Source organism: Corallococcus sp. RDP092CA (genome assembly GCF_041903675.1).
Taxonomy (GTDB): Bacteria; Myxococcota; Myxococcia; order Myxococcales; family Myxococcaceae; genus Corallococcus.
The window spans coordinates 1-16,090 of sequence record NZ_JAYESI010000025.1; the positions used below are offsets into that span (position 1 = coordinate 1).

General features: G+C 71.1%; 14 protein-coding genes and 1 pseudogene. 2 read left to right on the plus strand and 13 right to left on the minus strand.

Going from position 1 to position 16,090, the window contains the following annotated elements; all coding sequences use genetic code 11:
- Positions 1–396: 396 nt before the first annotated feature.
- The 11 genes and pseudogenes from U8525_RS24435 to U8525_RS24485 form a co-directional block, all read right to left on the minus strand.
- On the minus strand, positions 397–867 hold the full coding sequence (locus U8525_RS24435) for an NUDIX hydrolase (RefSeq protein ID WP_374268717.1): 471 nt from the start codon (positions 865–867) through the stop codon (positions 397–399).
- A complete protein-coding gene (locus tag U8525_RS24440; protein WP_374268718.1) occupies positions 864–2,066 on the minus strand; it encodes a DUF2380 domain-containing protein in 1,203 nt (400 codons plus the stop codon). Before U8525_RS24440 ends, U8525_RS24435 begins: the two co-directional genes overlap by 4 nt.
- 313 nt (positions 2,067–2,379) lie before the next feature.
- The gene (locus U8525_RS24445) at positions 2,380–3,714 is read right to left on the minus strand and encodes a hypothetical protein (RefSeq protein WP_374268719.1); all 1,335 of its coding nucleotides are present in this window, start codon (positions 3,712–3,714) and stop codon (positions 2,380–2,382) included.
- Between the two features lie 140 nt (positions 3,715–3,854).
- The gene (locus tag U8525_RS24450) at positions 3,855–4,103 is read right to left on the minus strand and encodes a hypothetical protein (protein WP_374268720.1); all 249 of its coding nucleotides are present in this window, start codon (positions 4,101–4,103) and stop codon (positions 3,855–3,857) included.
- Positions 4,027–4,479 carry a hypothetical protein gene (locus U8525_RS24455; RefSeq protein ID WP_374268807.1) on the minus strand — a complete coding sequence of 151 codons (453 nt, stop codon included), beginning with the start codon at positions 4,477–4,479 and terminating at the stop codon, positions 4,027–4,029. The genes U8525_RS24450 and U8525_RS24455 overlap by 77 nt, the downstream gene beginning before the upstream one ends.
- 121 nt (positions 4,480–4,600) lie before the next feature.
- Positions 4,601–5,122: pseudogene (locus U8525_RS24460) on the minus strand (serine/threonine protein kinase); the annotation flags it as partial.
- A gap of 9 nt (positions 5,123–5,131) precedes the next feature.
- On the minus strand, positions 5,132–6,058 hold the full coding sequence (locus U8525_RS24465) for a DUF2381 family protein (protein ID WP_374268721.1): 927 nt from the start codon (positions 6,056–6,058) through the stop codon (positions 5,132–5,134).
- A 95-nt stretch (positions 6,059–6,153) separates the two neighbouring features.
- Entirely contained in the window at positions 6,154–7,353 is a 1,200-nt protein-coding gene (locus U8525_RS24470) for an NAD(P)H-dependent flavin oxidoreductase (protein ID WP_374268722.1), read from the minus strand.
- A gap of 109 nt (positions 7,354–7,462) precedes the next feature.
- Entirely contained in the window at positions 7,463–8,182 is a 720-nt protein-coding gene (locus U8525_RS24475; protein ID WP_374268723.1) for a spermidine synthase, read from the minus strand.
- 121 nt (positions 8,183–8,303) lie between these two features.
- Positions 8,304–8,957 carry a hypothetical protein gene (locus U8525_RS24480; RefSeq protein WP_374268724.1) on the minus strand — a complete coding sequence of 218 codons (654 nt, stop codon included), beginning with the start codon at positions 8,955–8,957 and terminating at the stop codon, positions 8,304–8,306.
- Positions 8,958–8,967: 10 nt separating this feature from the next.
- Complete coding sequence (locus U8525_RS24485; protein ID WP_374268725.1) at positions 8,968–10,479, minus strand: M91 family zinc metallopeptidase; 1,512 nt, start codon at positions 10,477–10,479, stop codon at positions 8,968–8,970.
- A 218-nt stretch (positions 10,480–10,697) separates the two neighbouring features.
- Here U8525_RS24485 and U8525_RS24490 point away from each other — a divergent pair, with 218 nt between their 5' ends.
- Together U8525_RS24490 and U8525_RS24495 are read left to right on the plus strand one after the other, a co-directional pair.
- A complete protein-coding gene (locus U8525_RS24490; RefSeq protein ID WP_374268726.1) occupies positions 10,698–11,495 on the plus strand; it encodes a ZIP family metal transporter in 798 nt (265 codons plus the stop codon).
- A gap of 78 nt (positions 11,496–11,573) precedes the next feature.
- Positions 11,574–12,989 (plus strand): sigma 54-interacting transcriptional regulator, encoded by a 1,416-nt coding sequence (locus U8525_RS24495; protein ID WP_374268727.1) that lies wholly within the window; start codon positions 11,574–11,576, stop codon positions 12,987–12,989.
- 15 nt (positions 12,990–13,004) lie between these two features.
- Here U8525_RS24495 and U8525_RS24500 read toward each other — a convergent pair whose 3' ends face one another.
- Both U8525_RS24500 and U8525_RS24505 read right to left on the minus strand, forming a co-directional pair.
- On the minus strand, positions 13,005–14,429 hold the full coding sequence (locus U8525_RS24500; RefSeq protein ID WP_374268728.1) for a serine/threonine-protein kinase: 1,425 nt from the start codon (positions 14,427–14,429) through the stop codon (positions 13,005–13,007).
- A gap of 3 nt (positions 14,430–14,432) precedes the next feature.
- Positions 14,433–16,007: a hypothetical protein gene (locus tag U8525_RS24505; protein WP_374268729.1), complete on the minus strand. Its 1,575-nt coding sequence runs from the start codon at positions 16,005–16,007 to the stop codon at positions 14,433–14,435.
- Between the last annotated feature and the right edge of the window lie 83 nt (positions 16,008–16,090).

Genomic DNA, 16,090 nt, shown 5'->3' on the forward strand with positions numbered 1-16,090 from the left:
TCGGGGGTCGAGTTCCGCCATGAGTCGCGGTGTGTCACGTCACAGCCAACACCGTCGAGCGCCGCCCCGCCCACCGTACGCTGCCCGGCAGCCCCTTCAAGCAGGCACCAACCGGTGAACGGTTACGTCACCACTTCCTCTCGCCCAGCCAGGCCCGGCGGGAGCTGCTGCTGAAACAAGCCGCCTGACTACGACCAACCTGGTGTCTCAACAATTCGGTGCGGTACAGACCGTCGCTACCTCGACATGTCCCTGCTGAAATCAATCTCAGACACCGAAGCATGATGCAGCCAAGGAGCTTTCCTCCCCGAACCCCCTCCCGACCAACTACACATGATTCGGGACTTGACCTGTCCAGCGCCCCCGCGCGTCAGGAGGCAGGGGCGCCCTTGCCGGTCAAGCTTCTTCGTCGGGGAGGAGCGTCAGAAGTAGCTCATCGTCGGGACTGAGTGGGCGCCATCCGGGCGGCGGCGGCATGGCAAGGAGCGCATTGCTGGCTTGGTCCACGCGGTCCTGATGGGTTTCCGGCGTGTAGCCACTCCACCGACCAAGAGCTATGGCAACGTCCATACGGGTTCCGTCGTCCATCACGGTCGGCCAGCCGTTGGGGAAGTCGTCGGACAGCTCTCGCACGAGCACATCACGCACAAGACGTGTGACCCGCCTGCGCTGCTCTGCCTCAGCGAGCAACCCACTGAACACCTGCACCGCAGCGACATCGTCTTTGCCAAGTTCGTCGGCCAGAACATGCAGCGGGACAGCAGGGCGCGCATCCGCAAAGGCAGTGAGAGAGTCGTAACCACGCTCAAGGACCCTTTCATACAGGCGGGCTTTCACGTCGCCCTCCCACGGATGCCGGGCGGTCATTGGCCCCTCCAGGAGGTGAAGTTCATTGGGATCTTATAATCCTTCATTTGCTTGGCGACGAGCTTCAGGATGGCATCCCGCGTCAACATCCGGCCAGCTCGTGTCTCGGCTTTGAGCAGCTCGCGCATAAGAAGCTGGTTCCATTCGCCGGGCCAGGTTCGTCCCAGCTTCCAGTTCCCCCCGCCGTGAATCGCCTCGTGGTGGGCCTTTTCCAACCGGACGCAGAACTGGTCGATGTCCATGTCGCCCTTGAAGCCGCGCCGCTCGAACCACTCGCGGTGCTCTTGCGGCAACACGTGGTGTTTGGGCGCGTCGGACATGCCCGCCCCGGCCCTGCCCGTCACCTGCATGCCGCGCACCTCGGGGCTGTCCCCCAGCGCGTCGCGCACACCCTTGGGCAGGTCCTGATGCGCCTGAGCCATCGTGACCTGTCCGCCGTGAATGAGGACGGCCGCGCTGGCGGCAGGTACGGAGATGACGCCTGCCTGCACGAGCCTTCGCATCATCTCCACCCACTCGGCGGAGACCACCAGCCGAGAGCCCACCATCACTCCACCCGAACTCATCACGAGGCCCACGCCGAGCGTCGCAGGGGCCGAGGGTGGCACGCGCGGTAGGGCCATCTTCATGGTGGAAATCATGGTGACCATCTCCACCGCCTTCATTGCCGCGATGACCTGCCCGCCAAGCTTCAGGGTCGAGCGGGCCTCTCGATGGAGCGTGTCGAACTCACGCGTCAGCTTCCCCATCAGCGCGGGCATCGCGAGGGTCGCGGCCTCGACCCGCTCCGGGTCCAGGGAAGCGAGGTCCGTCAACGTGGGCTCCATGAGTCCCTGCACGCGGTGCAGGTCCGTGAAGAGCTTCTCGACGCTGCACATCGGGCAGTTCCGGAGAATGGCATCCGCGAGGTGGAGGAAGTCCACCCAGGTGGCCAGGAGGAGGGTCCCGAATTGGGCCGTCTGGAGCCTGGGCCCCGCCACGCGAAGGAGACCCAGCTCCATGTCCGTGTCATCGACTTCCGAGGCTGCCTCTGTCAACACGGTGGCAGCCCCGAGTGCACCATGCAGCCACGTCACCTGCTTGGAACCCTGGTCGAGGTAGCGCGTGAAGACGCCGGTGAGGCTGAAGCCCCAAAGGTCGGGAGGACGGTCCGCCAGTTGGGTGAATGCGGCCTCGACGCTGCGCAGGGAGCCCTTCACCTCGTCCGTGGCAGTGAGGACCGCCTGCCGCGTCGATGCAGTGCTCCGGGCCCCACCCCCAACCGCGCTGTCTCCCACGGCGGTCACGTCGTCACGGGGCCCCTGGCGACGCAACTTCCGTTGGGACGGCTCGGGGCCCGAGATGGCGGACGGTGGAGAGTTCCGGGCGCGCGGGGACTCATCACGCGGAGCGTCCACCCACGCGGGCGCAGGAGCCGCACGCGGCGCGTAGCTCAAGCTCCGACGACTCCCAGGAGCGTACGGCACTGAGGCGCATCCCGTGGCCAGCAGCGCCACGGCCAGCACCAGGGCGTCAGCGCGCATTGTCCACCCCCAGGCCCACCGAGGCGAAAGCCCCTGGCCGCAGCGTCCCTTCCGACGTGGGGAACAGCAGCGTGCCACCCGTCCCCAGCGCGGAGAGCTTCCCGCCCAGGAATCGCCAGCGGACCTCGGCGGCCCCCAGGTAGCGCGCCCCGGGCTGTCCCATGCCCACTCCGAGCCCCTTCACCGCCACTTCCAGGCTGCGCGCGAAGAGCTGCATCGCCACGCGCCCATCCACGTCGAAGCGGCCCCACGAGAAGGCCTCCACTCCCAGCGACAGCTTCAGGTGCTTGGAGAGGCCGCCGTAGCGGACCGCGTCCCACCCCACCTCCGCCTCGCCATAAGCCGAGTACCCGTCCGGGAAGGGCGCCTCCGCCAGCGGCACTCTCTCCGGCCCTGCGGCCCGGAAGCGCGCCAGCTCGTAGTCCGGACCGAAGAAGCCCTGTCGGAAGCCGCCGTGCTGCCTGCGCACCTCCAAGCGCAACCGCATGTCCAGCGTGGGCGTCAACGCATCCGCGCCCGCGCCCACCACGGCGCCCCATGCGCCGCCCTCACCTGGCCGCCCGCCCCAACCAGCAATCAGGTGGGCCTCGAAGTCCGGCCGCACCACCACCACGGCGGTGCCGTCCAGGTGCGCCAGCGTCACCGAGGGGGCGCGCCCTCCGGCCCGTCCCCAGTCATGCACGGCGGAGAGCGCCAGCGTGTAGCGGCCCGGCTCGCGGGGCTGGCCGAAGAGGACGTGCTGCACGTCCAGCGCGACTTCCGCACCCATGAGTCGCGCACCCAGCACGTCCGACGCAAAGGCCTGCGTGTAGAGGGGCCCCAGGGTGCCGGTGAGGAAACCTCCAGCCGGGTGGTAGTCGGGATTGCTTCGGTTGGAGTAGCGCCGCACGAGGTGCCCCGACAGCAGGCTGTAGGACTCCAGCCCGCCGAACCAGACGCCCAGGGGCGCGTTGTCCGAGCCCAGCTTGAGGCCGCGCACCACCTGCCCGAAGTCCGAGAGGCTGTCCCAGTCCTCCCGCCGCACGAGGCCCGTGTCTTCCCCTCCACCCCACAGCCGCAGCCGCACCGGGGCGCCCAGGTTGAGGCCGAACTCCGCGCCTCCGTCGAGAATGAGCGTCGGCTCCACCTGGAGGAAGCCCTCGTCCGAGCCGATACCCGCGCGCGGCAGCAGGGCCCACGTCGTCGCGTCCAGCCGCAGCAGCGAGCGCCACGCAGTAGCCTGCTGGCGCTGCTGCTCCTCCCCGGGCTGCCCCCCCGGGACGTCCTCCGCCCATGCGGCCACGGGCCACAACAACCACAGCCATACCGCCCAACGTCTCGTCATTCGCATACACGCCTCCCAGCAATGCCCCAGCGAGGGGAGCAAAGGACACACGTCTGACGTTCAGCCCGGCTTGGGGCCGGCCGCGCGTCATGACTCAGGACTAAAAGGAATGGGTGCCGGCCGCCTCGGGCCAGCAAGTGTTAATGCCGCGTCAGGCGCAAGGCGTCCGGTTGCGGCTCCGTCGTCGTCTCGTCCGCACTGCGAAGGGGCCGGGGCTCCGTTCGGATGTCGTCCTGGCTCAGCGGTGGGAAGGCCGGGACGATGCCGCCCTCGTCCTCCATCAAATCCAACTCCTCCAACGCCTCACCGCCTTCAAACAGCGCGGCCTCCACCTCCTTCACCGCTTCGGCGGCGCCGTACCCGCCTCTCTGCGCGAGCTGCGCACGCAAGGCCACCTCCAGCGCCGCTGCTGTAGCGAAGCGCGAGGCCGGCTCCGCGGCACAGCAGCCGGTGGAAGACGGTGCGCAGCAGTTGGGACAGGCCGAAGGTGGCGCTCGCCACCTCCTTCGCCCGGTACGTCATGGCGTGCCGGATGGCGTCCTCCACGAAGGGCGGCAGGTGGAGTTCCATCGTCGTGGCCAGGGCCGCGAGCACGCGCTGACGCTGCTCCCGCGAGAGTCGCGGTCCCTCCTCCTGCTTGAGGTTCCCCGGGTAGTAGAGGTGCCGGCCCGTGGCGAACTCCAGCAGCACCAGCCCCAGGGAGAAGAGGTCCGCGCGCGTCCGTCGCTTCTCCCAGCAGCGCCTCCGGTGAAGCGTAGATGACATCCGTCACCTTGAACTCGTACCGCGCGCCTTTCTCCTCTCCGTGCTCCTTGAAGAAGCGCGAAGCCTCGGGCGAGCGGTAACGGCGAGTGCCGGGCGGCAGCGGAGCGTCCGTCAAATCCTCGGCGTGGGTGTAGTCCCCTGCGCTAAAGTCGAGGATGGTGGGCTCGCCGTCCTTGGCCCGCACCATGATGTTCGCGAGCTTCAAGTCGCGGTGGAAGACGCCGCGCCCGTGCATGTAGTCCATGGCGACCGCGAGCTTCTCGAAGACGCGGACCACCTCCTGCGCCGTGGGGTGCATCCGCTCCACCCACTCCGCCAACGTGTGCCCTTCCACGAACTTGAGGATGACGTACAACCAGCCCGTATCGATGTCCGGCCAGCGCCCATGGGCGTGGATGCCGACGAGGTTCGGGTGGCGAAGGTGGACGAGGCACCACACCTCGCGCATCAACCTCGCGTCCGCCTGCTCCGCATCACCGCTCCCAGGCCGGTGCATGGCGATCTTCATCGCGCAGTGCTGGCCGCCCTTCTCCACGCGACAGACCGCATCGTATGTGCCCGCCCCCAGCAGCTTCACCACCCGCCAGCCGTCAAACAGGTAGCCGGGCGGGAGCGATGCGGGATGGTGGATGACTGTCAACATAGCCGACCTCTACAGCGCGACACGCGGAACGAGAATGCGACGAGTGCCCGTGGCATCCACCAACTCCAAGCGGAACAGCGTACCCACCTCCCAGTCAGGCCCCTCCGTCTCCACCATGACGACACCCACTTCACCCAGCTCAATCCGGGGTTGCTTCATGCGAACGCCGAGCACCGGCACCTGTACGCCCCCCGTTGAATGGGTGAGACGCGCTTCCGTCGGGGTCCAGGGCACTTTGCCCAAGTTCATCACCTGCATGAACACCAATCCCCAGGCGGGAGCGCGAAGGATGAAGCCGCCCATGACACGCAGCGAGGACTGGCCCTCCTGCCTGAGTTGCAACTCAAGCTTCCTGGCAACGACCCCGTTCTCGTCCAAGAGTCCCGCCAGGGCGAGCCCTGCCGGACTGCTCACTTCGCTGCGTGCCCGGAGCGCGGCAAGCTCGGCGCGTACCTCCGCCAACTCCGCCTGAAGCGCGGGAATCGACTGCGCTCGGCGGAAGACCTGAACCCGAGCATCGACGTCTGACGGGTGCGTCACCAGCACGAAGACGGCCTGCTCGGGGCGGGCACCCTCGGCGAAGCGCACCCGAAGGCCGAGTTGCTCACCCGACCGGAGATCGGTCGCAGGTTCCAGCGCAAGCATTCGCTCCCCCACATCGAGGAATCGGAACCGCTCGCGGCCTTCCAACTCCACCGAGGCCAGGTCCAGCGGCGCGTCGAAGAGAAGCAAGGTGACAGCACCCGTCGCGACGTGCAGTTCCGGCACGGGCTCCGAGGCGCTGTCCGGAAGGGAGATGCGCCGCTCCTGGCGCTCGCGGGAGGCAGGGGCGGGTTGGGCAGGGACAGCAGTCCCCAGCAGCAGGACGAGAAGGGCAGCAAGTCGCGGCAACGGAGGCTCGCCGGGCGGCACCCTACCAGACGCGGAACCCCCCATCGTCGGGAAAGGCCGTCGAGGCCTCCATTGCAGGTGGAGTGCGGCTACTTCACCTTCAGAGAACACGGATAGGTAGAGGCCGAAGCGGCGTTTCGCTAACCCCGGTCCTCGTCGTCCGCCTCATCCAGCCCCTCCGGCGACGCCAAGAGCCGCCGGGCCTGCTCCATCATCTCCACGACGATCTGCCCGGCGGGCTGCACGGTGTCGATGCGCGCCATGCTCGCGCCTCCCGCGGGGAGGCTCATCTCCTCCAGGTCCCCCTGCGTGTCCGGCGTGGGCAGGAAGGAGCTGAACCTCGGCATCACGTAGGGCACGTCGAGCACGCCCGGGAACAGCTTCGTCGTCCCGATGGCGTCCGACTCCGTCGCCGGCGGCGCGCTCGACTCACGCCCCGCCCACTCGCGCACCACGCGGTTGCGGATCACCCGCATGCGCTTGCCCACCCACTCCGGTCCGAACAGCGTCGTCAGCGCCGTATCCGCCGCGTCCCCGTCCACCAGCCGCTGCTTGTAGAGCGGATGCGCGTATGCCTCCACCGACGCCACCAGCCGCGTGCCCACCCAGACGCCGTCCGCGCCCTGATGCAGCGCTCGCGCCGCGCTGACCCCGTCCGCGATGCCTCCCGCCGCCAACACCGGCACCGCGTCCGTCATCTGCCGGAACGCCTTCAGCAACTCCAACGTCGGCGTGCTGCTCAGGTTGCGCCCGCCCGCCTGCCTCCCCTGCGCGATGAGCCCCTGCGCGCCGGCCTCCAGCGCCTGCTTCGCCAGCTCGACCGTGCCCGCCTGCATCCAGACCCGCGTCCCCACGGCCCGCAGCGCGCGGATCCACTCGACCGGCGGCAGCGTCCAGTGGAACACCACCACCGGCACCTTCGCCGCGACGCACACGTCCACGTGGTCCCGCGTCGTGAAGCCGTGCGGCTCCCGCCGATCCACGATGAAGTCCACGCCATAGGGCCGCCGCGTGCCCGCCTGGATGGCCTTCAGCCGCTCCTCCAGCACCCCCGGCGGCTCCGGCGCCGTGCCCAGCATTCCCAGGCCGCCCGCCTCCGACACCGCGGTCACCAGCGGCGGCAACGCCACGAACGCCATGCCCGCGCCGACGAAGGGATAGTGGATCCCCAGCTCGCGCGTCAGCCGCGTCTTCAGCGTGTTGCCCTCCAGCACGTAGATAGGCTTCGGCCTCGGCTGTCCTTCCAGGCTCGCGTCATCGGACTCGCCGTCCGCCAGCGGCGCCCCGTCCTCGGAGGAAGCAGAGGGCTGGCCGGGTCGTCCATCGTTCGCGCCGTTCATCGCGTCTCCCGCAAGGCTGCTGACGTTCCGAACCTTCAAGATTAGCAGCGCCGCTCCTCGATTCAGCCGCGACCGGGCAGGGCCGTGCTCACTGGCCAGCAGAGCGGCCTCACTCCTCCAGGATGAGGCCGCCGGGCCCCAGCCCCGCGTCCGTCAACACCCGCCCCCGGCCCCACCGCCGCGTCAGGGGCCGGTAGCGCTGCACCACCAGGGGGCTCAACCGGAACGGCAGCCTCCGCTCCCGCTCCACCTGCCGGGCCCGCTCCACCAGCGCCTCGCGCGTCAGCCGCAGCGGCCCCTCCAGCCCCACCAGGATGCGGTTGGTGGTGGTGGGCACCTCGAAGACGGAGACGCCATGGAAGCTCACCTGGTAGGTGCGCACCATCGCGTCGTAGTGCGGGTTGCCTGCGGACTCCCAGACATTGCTCGCCACCACCCCGCCCCGCGAGAGCCGCTCGCGCACCGCGCCCAGGAACTCGCGCGTGGCCAGGTGCCCGGGAATCTGGTCCGCCCCATACGCATCCAGGAAGATGACGTCGTAGGGCGGCCCGTCCGCCTCGATGAACGCCCGCCCATCCGCCACGTGCGCGCGCAGGAGCGCGTCCTCCTGGAAGCCGCAGTACGCCTTCGCGGCGTCCACCACCGCCGGCTCCACCTCCACCACGTCGATCTGCGTGTCCGGCAGCACCGCGCGCAGGAACATGGGGATGGCGCCGCCCCCCAGGCCCACGACGAGGACGTTCTCCGGCCGCGGCACGAACGCCAGGGCCACCATCGCCATGCGGGTGTACGGCAGCTCCAGCCGCAGCGGCTCGCCGGGCCACACCACGCTCTGGCGCGCGCCACCGTCACCGAAGCGCAGCGAGCGGCGCCCCTGCGCATCCTCGGTGACGATGACGGGCCCGGAGCCGCCATCGCGTTCGTCCTCCCACGCCAGGGCCGGGGCTCCCCTACTTCGCGCCCGTCACCGGCAGCGGGCCGCTGTCCAACACCCGCTGCGCCGTCACCGCCGGTCCGTACTGAGGCGTCTGGATGGGCGTGCCCTGCGCGTCCTTCCCCTCGCTCAGTGTCACCGCGTCCGCGTCCGGCAGGTAGCCCACTCGCAGGGACACCTCCCGCACGGCCGACAGCTCACGCGTCTCCTCCGGCCCCGTGGCGTACGGCAGCGCGGTGCGCAGGGGCAGCGGCACCACCGCGCGGCGGCTCGCCGTGGCGCCCGGCTCCACGCGGGTGACGGCGGGCACCTCCGGCGCCTCCACCGCCAGGTCCTCCGGCACCGGCAGCAACATCCGCGACAGCACCACCTTGCCGCCGGACAGGTCCACGTAGGTCCGCTCCGGCGCCAGCGTGAGGTGGCCGCTGAAGCCCACGTCCCACAGGCCGTCCAGGAGCAGCACGGCCCTCGAGGTCCGGTTGTGCACCGCGTAGGTGACGGCGAGCGTGTCCGCCTCGCGCGCCACCGACTCCACCTTCAACTCCACGTCCGCCTGGGCCACGCGCTGTCCTCCGTTGTCCACTGGAGGCGCGGGCCGCTCTGGCGCCCGCGCACACCCCACGATGAGCGCCAGCGCCATGATGGCACCCGCGCGGCGGAAGGTCCTCATCCCGCGCACTCTAATAGCGCGGACGGGTGGGCAGGTTCAGGTCGTCCCGCAGGACGTTCTCCCCGGGACGGCCGCCCTGCACCACGTCCGGCGTGGACGGGTCCTGGTCCAGGTCGATGGGCAGGCCCACCGCGGAGGTCTCCAGGTTGCGCGTGCCGTTCTTGGAGCCCAGCGCCAGCGTGCCGTTGTTCATGTCCGAGGCGTGCACCAGTTCGTGGAACAGGCCCACGACGGGCGGGCGGTTCATCCACTCCTCGTTGCCCAGCGAGATGCGCGTGGTGTGGTAGTTCACCTGCGCGTCCGTGCCCTTGCCCGGGGTGCCGTCCGCGTTCATGAAGCCGTCGTTGAAGTTCGTGCCGCCCGCGCTGTTGCCGCTGGCCGTCTCGCGGATGGTCGTCTTCTTGCCGCTGGAATCCAGCGTGCCCAGCAGCTCCTGCCCCGAAGGCAGCGACCGCAGCGCGTCCAGGTCCGACTGCACCCGCGCCTGGAAGTCCGCGCTGCCCGTCACGGACACGGAGGAGCCCCGCTGGTCCGCGTTCGTCATGTCCACGAGCTCGCGCTCGCCCTCGGCCGCGTCGGCGGTGGTCTCGTTCTCCTCCACGTAGAGCTTGTCCGTGCCCGCGCCGCCCCGGACCTTGTCCTCGCCCGCGCCGCCCGCCACCGCGTCGTTGCCCGCGCCACCCGACAGCGTGTCGTTGCCCCGGCCGCCGATGACCTGGTCATCTCCTTCGCCACCGAAGGCCCGGTCGTCGCCCGCCCCGCCGTCGATGTAGTCCCGGCCCTTGCCCCCCGACAGCGTGTCGTTGCCGTCCAGGCCGTAGAGCACGTCGCGGCCCTCCCCGCCCTGGATGCGGTCATCGCCCGCGCCTCCCTCCAGGTAGTCGTCGCCGTCCTGCCCCTTCAGCGTGTCGTTACCTTCGCCGCCGAGGATTGTGTCGTTGCCCGCGCCGCCGATGAGCGTGTCATTGCCCTTGCCGCCCACGAGCTTGTCGTCGCCCGCGCCCCCGTCCAGCGTGAGGTCCTGCGTGACGCTCGCGTCCACGGTGATGGAGTCATTCCCATCGCCGCCGTTGATGATGGCGCCCTGGGCCTGCTCCGCCGTCAGCGTCACCGTGTCGCTGCCGGACTTGATGGTCAGCCCGCCGTCCTTCCCCTGCGACACCGTCGCCGTGTTGTTCCCCGCCCCCAGGTCCACCACCGTGCGCCCGTCCGCGTTCGTGCTCACCTGCGGCGCGAGCGCCTTCGCCACGCCCCCGGCGATCTTGCCGATGGCCGAGCCGATCCCCCCCAGGAGGCCACCGCCGTCCTTGTCCTTCTTCAGCGCCGTCTCGGAGGTGCGCACCTCCGTCAGCGCCTGGGGACGCGCACCGCCCGTGCGGGGGCCCGCGTCGAAGCCGTCCGTCATCCGCTGCGCGACGGCGGCCTTCACCGCGCTGGGCTTCGCGGACGCGGCGGGCGTCTGCGCCGGCTGCGAGGACAAGGGGGACGCGGGGCGCGAGCCGGGCTTTCCAATCGTGGTCATGTCGCTTCTCCCAGGTGACGGGGACACCCGGCCAGGTCCTGGCGACGGGGCGCCAGGGTCGGCCGAACGCCGACATTCCAGATTGTCGCGAAGGTTCGCCGCCAGTTGCGTCATCCGGCCCGGAAACGGGCGCCCCCTGTTCCATGGCGGGCCCCCAAGCGCCCGACCTTGCTGAAAAGGTGGCCCTGCGGCGGGGAGTGCGACAGGTTGGGAGGGCCATGTCCGACAGCGGTTTCGGCTCGTCCACCCTCGCCCTGGCGCTCGTTGGCAGCGCCGTCACCGTCCTCTCCACCAGCCTGGGCGCGGTGCCCGCCCTGGCCACCGGCGGCATCTCCCAGCGCTCCAAGGACGTGCTGATGGGCTTCAGCGCGGGCGTGATGCTCGCGGCCACGGCCTTCTCGCTCGTCGTGCCCGCCATCCACCTGGCGGAGGCGCGCTCCACGTCTCGCTTCGTCCCCGCACTGGTGGTGGGGGGGAGCATGCTGGTGGGCGGCCTGTTCCTCCACCTGTGCAACCGCTTCATCCCCCACGAGCACTTCATCAAGGGCCAGGAGGGCAACGCGGAGGCGGTGAACCTCAAGCGCATCTGGCTGTTCGTGCTGGCCATCGCGCTGCACAACTTCCCGGAGGGCCTGGCGGTGGGCACGGGCGTGGGCAGCCGCTCCATGACCATCGCCGTGCCCATCCTCGTGGGCATCGGGCTGCAGGACATCCCGGAGGGCTTCGTCGTCGCGCTGGCGCTGATGGGCGTGTCGTACAGCCGCAAGCAGGCGGTGCTGGTGGCGCTCTACACGGGGCTGGTGGAGGGGGTGGCCGCGCTGGTGGGCTTCTTCGCCACGTCGTTCGCGGCGGGCGTGCTGCCGTGGGCGCTCGCGTTCGCGGGCGGCTCCATGCTGTACGTCGTCAGCGACGAGATGATCCCGGAGAGCCACCGCCAGGAGTACGCGAAGGAGGCCACCGCCGGGCTGATGGTGGGCTTCGTGCTGATGATGTTCCTGGACGTGACGCTCAGCTGACGCGCGTGCCGCGTCTGTGGCCTGGCGGACACCCGGCGGGCCCGCCCCGCATGGCCTGGACGTGGTAGTTTGCGTTGCATGTCTGTGTCGGATCGAACCCGCGTCGACGGGGCCCCCGGGGAGTCGAAGGACAAGGCCGCCCGCTCGGATGAAGAGGCGCAGGAGGCCGCGCTCCACGTGACGCTGCCGTATGAGCAGGCCCGCCGCCCGGGGGACCTGCCCACGGTGCGCCGCTTCCGCCTGTCCGTGGTGGAGGGCCCGGGCGCGGGCACGATGTGGGAGTCCACGGCGGACACCTGCTCGGTGGGCTCGCACCCGCTCAACGACTTCGCGGTGGAGGACTCCACCGTGTCGCGCTTCCACTGCGAGGTGAGGATCGGGCCCAAGGGCCCGCAGGTGAAGGACCTGGACAGCCTCAACGGCGTCATCGTGGACGGCGTGCAGGTGGTGGAGGGCATCCTGCGCAGCGGCAGCCTCCTCAGGCTGGGCCGCGTGGTGCTGCGGTTCGACTTCAGCGCGGAGAGCAACCGGCTGCCGCTGTCGGACCTGACGCGCTTCGGCACGCTGGTGGGCACGTCCGTGGCCATGCGCGGCTGCTTCGCGATGATGGAGCGGGCCTCCGCGCGCGACGTCACGGTGCTGCTGGAGGGGGAGACGGGCACGGGCAAGAGCCAGGCGGCGCTCGCCATCCACCAGGCCAGCCGGCGCCGGGACGCGGCGTTCCTGGTGGTGGACTGCGGCGCCATCCCCGCGCACATCCTGGAGAGCGAGCTGTTCGGCCACGAGAAGGGCTCGTTCACCGGCGCGGTGAGCCGGCGCGCGGGCGTCTTCGAGGAGGCCGACGGCGGCACCGTCTTCCTGGACGAGATTGGCGAGCTGCCCCCGGAGCTTCAGCCCAAGCTGCTGCGCGTGCTGGAGAACCGGGAGATCCGCCGGGTGGGCAGCAACACGTACCAGCCGGTGGACGTGCGGCTCATCGCGGCCACGCACCGCGACCTGCGCGCGGAGGTGAACGCGGGCCGCTTCCGCTCCGACCTGTTCTTCCGGCTCGCGGTGCTGCGAATCGCCATGCCGTCGCTGCGCCAGCGGCCGGAGGACCTGCCCCTGCTGGTGTCGGGCATCCTGGAGTCGCTGGGCGCGGACCCGGAGCGCACGGGCGCGCTGCGCACGCCGGAGTTCCTGTCGCGCCTGCGGCACGCGGCGTGGCCGGGCAACGTGCGGGAGCTGCGCAACCACCTGGAGCGCTGCCTCGTGTTCGAGGACGCGCTGCCCCTGGCGGAGGAGGACTCGCGCCCGGAGGGCAGCCCGCTGGAGTTGGACCTGTCGCGGCCGTACGCGGAGCAGCGCCGGCGCGTGGTGGACGACTTCGAGCGGCGCTACCTGCGGGCACTGCTGGAGAAGCACCAGGGCAAGGTGGCCCAGGCCGCCGTCACCGCGGGCATGGACCGCGTCCACTTCTACCGGCTGCTGCGCAGGCACGGCATCAAGCCGTGAGCGGCCCGCGGGCCCTCACCCGGGGGCCTGGCGCCGGCCGCTGAGCCGCCAGCGCTCGGGCGCATCCGGCAGGGGGCTGGCGACGAAGTCCGCCTCCAGTCCCCGCAGCGCCGGGCCGGTGGCGACGGGCGCGGCGCCCTCGCCGTCGTCGCGCACCCAGCCGGGCAGGTGGAGCAGGCCCCCCTCCCCCCGTTGCGCGTCCCACGCGGAGGCCGCGCCGTCCGCCCAGCCGCGGGGCTCCTCCCGCGCCGTCAGCCGGTCCACGTGCGCGGTAACGTGGAGGCGCGCGGCGGAGGCGCTCGTCATCAGCGCGAGCGCCACGTCCAGCACCCGCGCGCGCAGCTCGCGTTCCCGGCGCACGTCGTCCGGGAGGCTGGCCACGGCGAGCAGGCACGCGCCGCCCATCACGCGCACCTCCAGCCCGGCCTCGCGCGCCAGGGCGCTCGCGCGCTCCAGGCCCGCGTCCAGCTCCGCCATCGCCGCGGGGGCTGGCGCTCCCGTCAGCCGCGCCTCCACGTACAGCCCCACCGCGCGCGGCACCTCCACCGGCGCCGCGCCGCCCAGCACCGCGCCCCGCAGGTCCTCCAGGAGCGCGTCCACGTCCGGGTAGCGCTCCTCGCGCGCCTTGCGCAGGCACCGGAGCACCACCGCGTCCAGCGCGGCGGACACCGGCGCGTGCTCCCCTGGCCGCGGCGGCGGCGCGTGCAGGTGCTGCTGCTCCACCTCGTGGCGCGTGGCGCCCTGGAAGGGCGGCATGCCCGTGAGCAGTTGGAAGAGCAGCACGCCCGCGGCGTACAGGTCCGTGCGCGCGTCCGGCACCTCGCCACGGATCTGCTCCGGCGCCATGGACAGCGGCGTGCCCAGCACCACGCCGGTGTGCGTGAGGGACGAGCTGCCCGGAGCGCCCGGCACCAGCCCCTTCGCCACGCCGAAGTCCACCAGCTTCACTGCGGGGCCGCCCCGACCGGGCGCGAGCCGCACCACGTTCTGCACCTTCAGGTCGCGGTGCACCACGCCCGCCGCGTGCGCCACCCGCAGCGCCGCGCCCACCTGCTCCATCACCTCCAGCGCCTCGCGCGAGGACAGCGGCCCGCGGGCGGCCAGCTCCGCCGCCAGGTCCTGCCCCTCCAGCCACTCCATGGCGATGAAGGGCCGGCCGTCCGCCAGCTCGCCGTAGCCCAGCACCGTGACGATGTGCGGGTGGCGCAGCCGCTGCAACGTGGCCGCCTCGCGCCGGAAGCGCCGCAGCGCCACCGCCGCCGTGGACACCTGCGGGTGCAGCACCTTCAGCGCCGCGGGCGTGCCCGAGCGCGCGTGCCGCGCCCGGTACAGCGCGGACACGGGGCCGTGGACCTGGACGTGGTCCACGACCCACTCGCCCACGAGCGCGCCCGGCCGCAGCTCCTCGCCGTAGAGGGCCTCCTCGCCGTTGCCCGCCATGGACTAGCGCTTGCTCGAGCCACCCCGGCTGTCGGTGCCGTTCTGCGGCGGCGGAGGCTCCGACCAGCGCTTGCACAGGTCGCGGTGCTGATCATCCACTAGGTCGCACGCGCCATTGAGGTAGACGGTGATGGGCTCCTTCCAGAGGACGTTGGAGGTGTCCCGGCACCGCTCGAAGTCGCCGTCGCCGCTCAGCAGCGGGCCGTCCTGGGTGTCGCACCGGTGCTGGAGCGACGGGTCCCCGGTCCAGCACGGCCCCGTCACCGTGGCCGCGCAGTCCTCGTGCGTGCCCGGCAGCGCGCACACGCGGTAGGTCGCGTACGCCCTGCCGTGCACCCAGCCCGGGTCGTAGCAGGCGTAGAGGTCGTTGAAGATGGGCTTCGTCTGGTGGGACCGCGGCCGCTTGATGACGTAGAGGTCCTTCGAGCCCGCCGCCAGCGACACCGTCACGTTGATGTCGTCGCGCAGCGCGTCCTTCCCGAAGAGGTTGCCGTAGAAGGCGCCCTCGCGGATCCGGTACACGGCGCGCTCGGAGAGGGGCGCCTGCACGCCGGGGGTGACCGCCACGTTCGCCGTGCCTGACGCCTCGCTGTCCCAGGGCGCGGTCATCACCGTGAAGTAGCCGCCGTTCGCGGGGCAGGTGAACTGCACGGAGGGGTCCGTGGACGGGGAGGGGTCCGGGTCCGTGGAGCCCTGCGTGCAGCCCTCGCTGGAGGCCACGAGCCGCGCGTCGGCGCTGTCACAGCCCGCGATGCCATTGCACACGCGCAGCACCATGCGCGCGTCCGCGCTGGAGCCCAGCGGCGCCTCGGAGGCGCAGCTCTCCGGGCCGCCCGCGCCCACGGAGATGGTCTGCCCCGCCGGGCACCAGCCCACCGAGTGCATCGTCCAGCCGCAGTCCCGCGCCGCGCCCACCGTCTGCTCCGCGCACGGCGCCACGCTGCTCAGCGGCGCGGACGCGGTCGGCAGGTGGTCGACGGGCTTCGTCCATGCATCCAGCGCGAACGGCTGCGCGAGGGAGAGGTGCGGCTCGCGGAGCTCGCCGCGCATGGACAGGGCCACGTGGTAGCCCAGCCCATTGTTGCGCGCCAGGAGGCAGGCCGTCACGCGCTTGAGGCACGCGGTGCCCGGCGCGGACGTGCGCCACCAGGGGCAGAGGCCCGCGGAGCCCTCCCATTCACGGTCCTGTGAGCCCGCGGGCTGCAAGGGATCCAGCCACGCGAGCGTCTCCCCCGGGCCGAGCGCACAGCCCACCAGGTACGCCATGAAGCGCTGCGCATACGGGTCGCGCAGCTGGTTGTTGACGAGCGCGCTCTCCGGGCCGACGACCATCAGGTCCGGGTCGAAGAGGGACTCCAGCGAGTGGGTGGACAGCGCCTCGTTGGCGTCGTGGTTCGCGGCGATGGCGTTGACCACCAGCTCCTGCGTCGTGAGCGAGTTGGCGATGCGGATGTCCGACCTGCTCGTGCCCAGCGCGACGTCGGCGCGGAGGTCGGTGCGTTCCGGGAGCGCGGGCTCGCAGCCGGTCAGCGCCAGCAACAGGAAACACCAGGGGACTCGGAGGACGGAGGAGGCCATCGCGCGAACACTCCTTGGACAGGATTTGGAACTGGACGAGAAGAAAACCAAACGCGCGGCCTTCTTGTCTCCCTGTAGCGCGA

Coding starts and splice junctions, on each gene's coding strand:
- U8525_RS24435 (WP_374268717.1), bottom strand. CDS start 867: ATGACCGCCCGGCATCCGTGGGAGGGCGACGTGAAAGCCCGCCTGTAT.
- U8525_RS24445 (WP_374268719.1), bottom strand. CDS start 3,714: ATGACGAGACGTTGGGCGGTATGGCTGTGGTTGTTGTGGCCCGTGGCC.
- U8525_RS24455 (WP_374268807.1), bottom strand. CDS start 4,479: ATGTCATCTACGCTTCACCGGAGGCGCTGCTGGGAGAAGCGACGGACG.
- U8525_RS24465 (WP_374268721.1), bottom strand. CDS start 6,058: ATGGGGGGTTCCGCGTCTGGTAGGGTGCCGCCCGGCGAGCCTCCGTTG.
- U8525_RS24470 (WP_374268722.1), bottom strand. CDS start 7,353: ATGAACGGCGCGAACGATGGACGACCCGGCCAGCCCTCTGCTTCCTCC.
- U8525_RS24480 (WP_374268724.1), bottom strand. CDS start 8,957: ATGAGGACCTTCCGCCGCGCGGGTGCCATCATGGCGCTGGCGCTCATC.
- U8525_RS24485 (WP_374268725.1), bottom strand. CDS start 10,479: ATGACCACGATTGGAAAGCCCGGCTCGCGCCCCGCGTCCCCCTTGTCC.
- U8525_RS24490 (WP_374268726.1), top strand. CDS start 10,698: ATGTCCGACAGCGGTTTCGGCTCGTCCACCCTCGCCCTGGCGCTCGTT.
- U8525_RS24495 (WP_374268727.1), top strand. CDS start 11,574: ATGTCTGTGTCGGATCGAACCCGCGTCGACGGGGCCCCCGGGGAGTCG.
- U8525_RS24500 (WP_374268728.1), bottom strand. CDS start 14,429: ATGGCGGGCAACGGCGAGGAGGCCCTCTACGGCGAGGAGCTGCGGCCG.
- U8525_RS24505 (WP_374268729.1), bottom strand. CDS start 16,007: ATGGCCTCCTCCGTCCTCCGAGTCCCCTGGTGTTTCCTGTTGCTGGCG.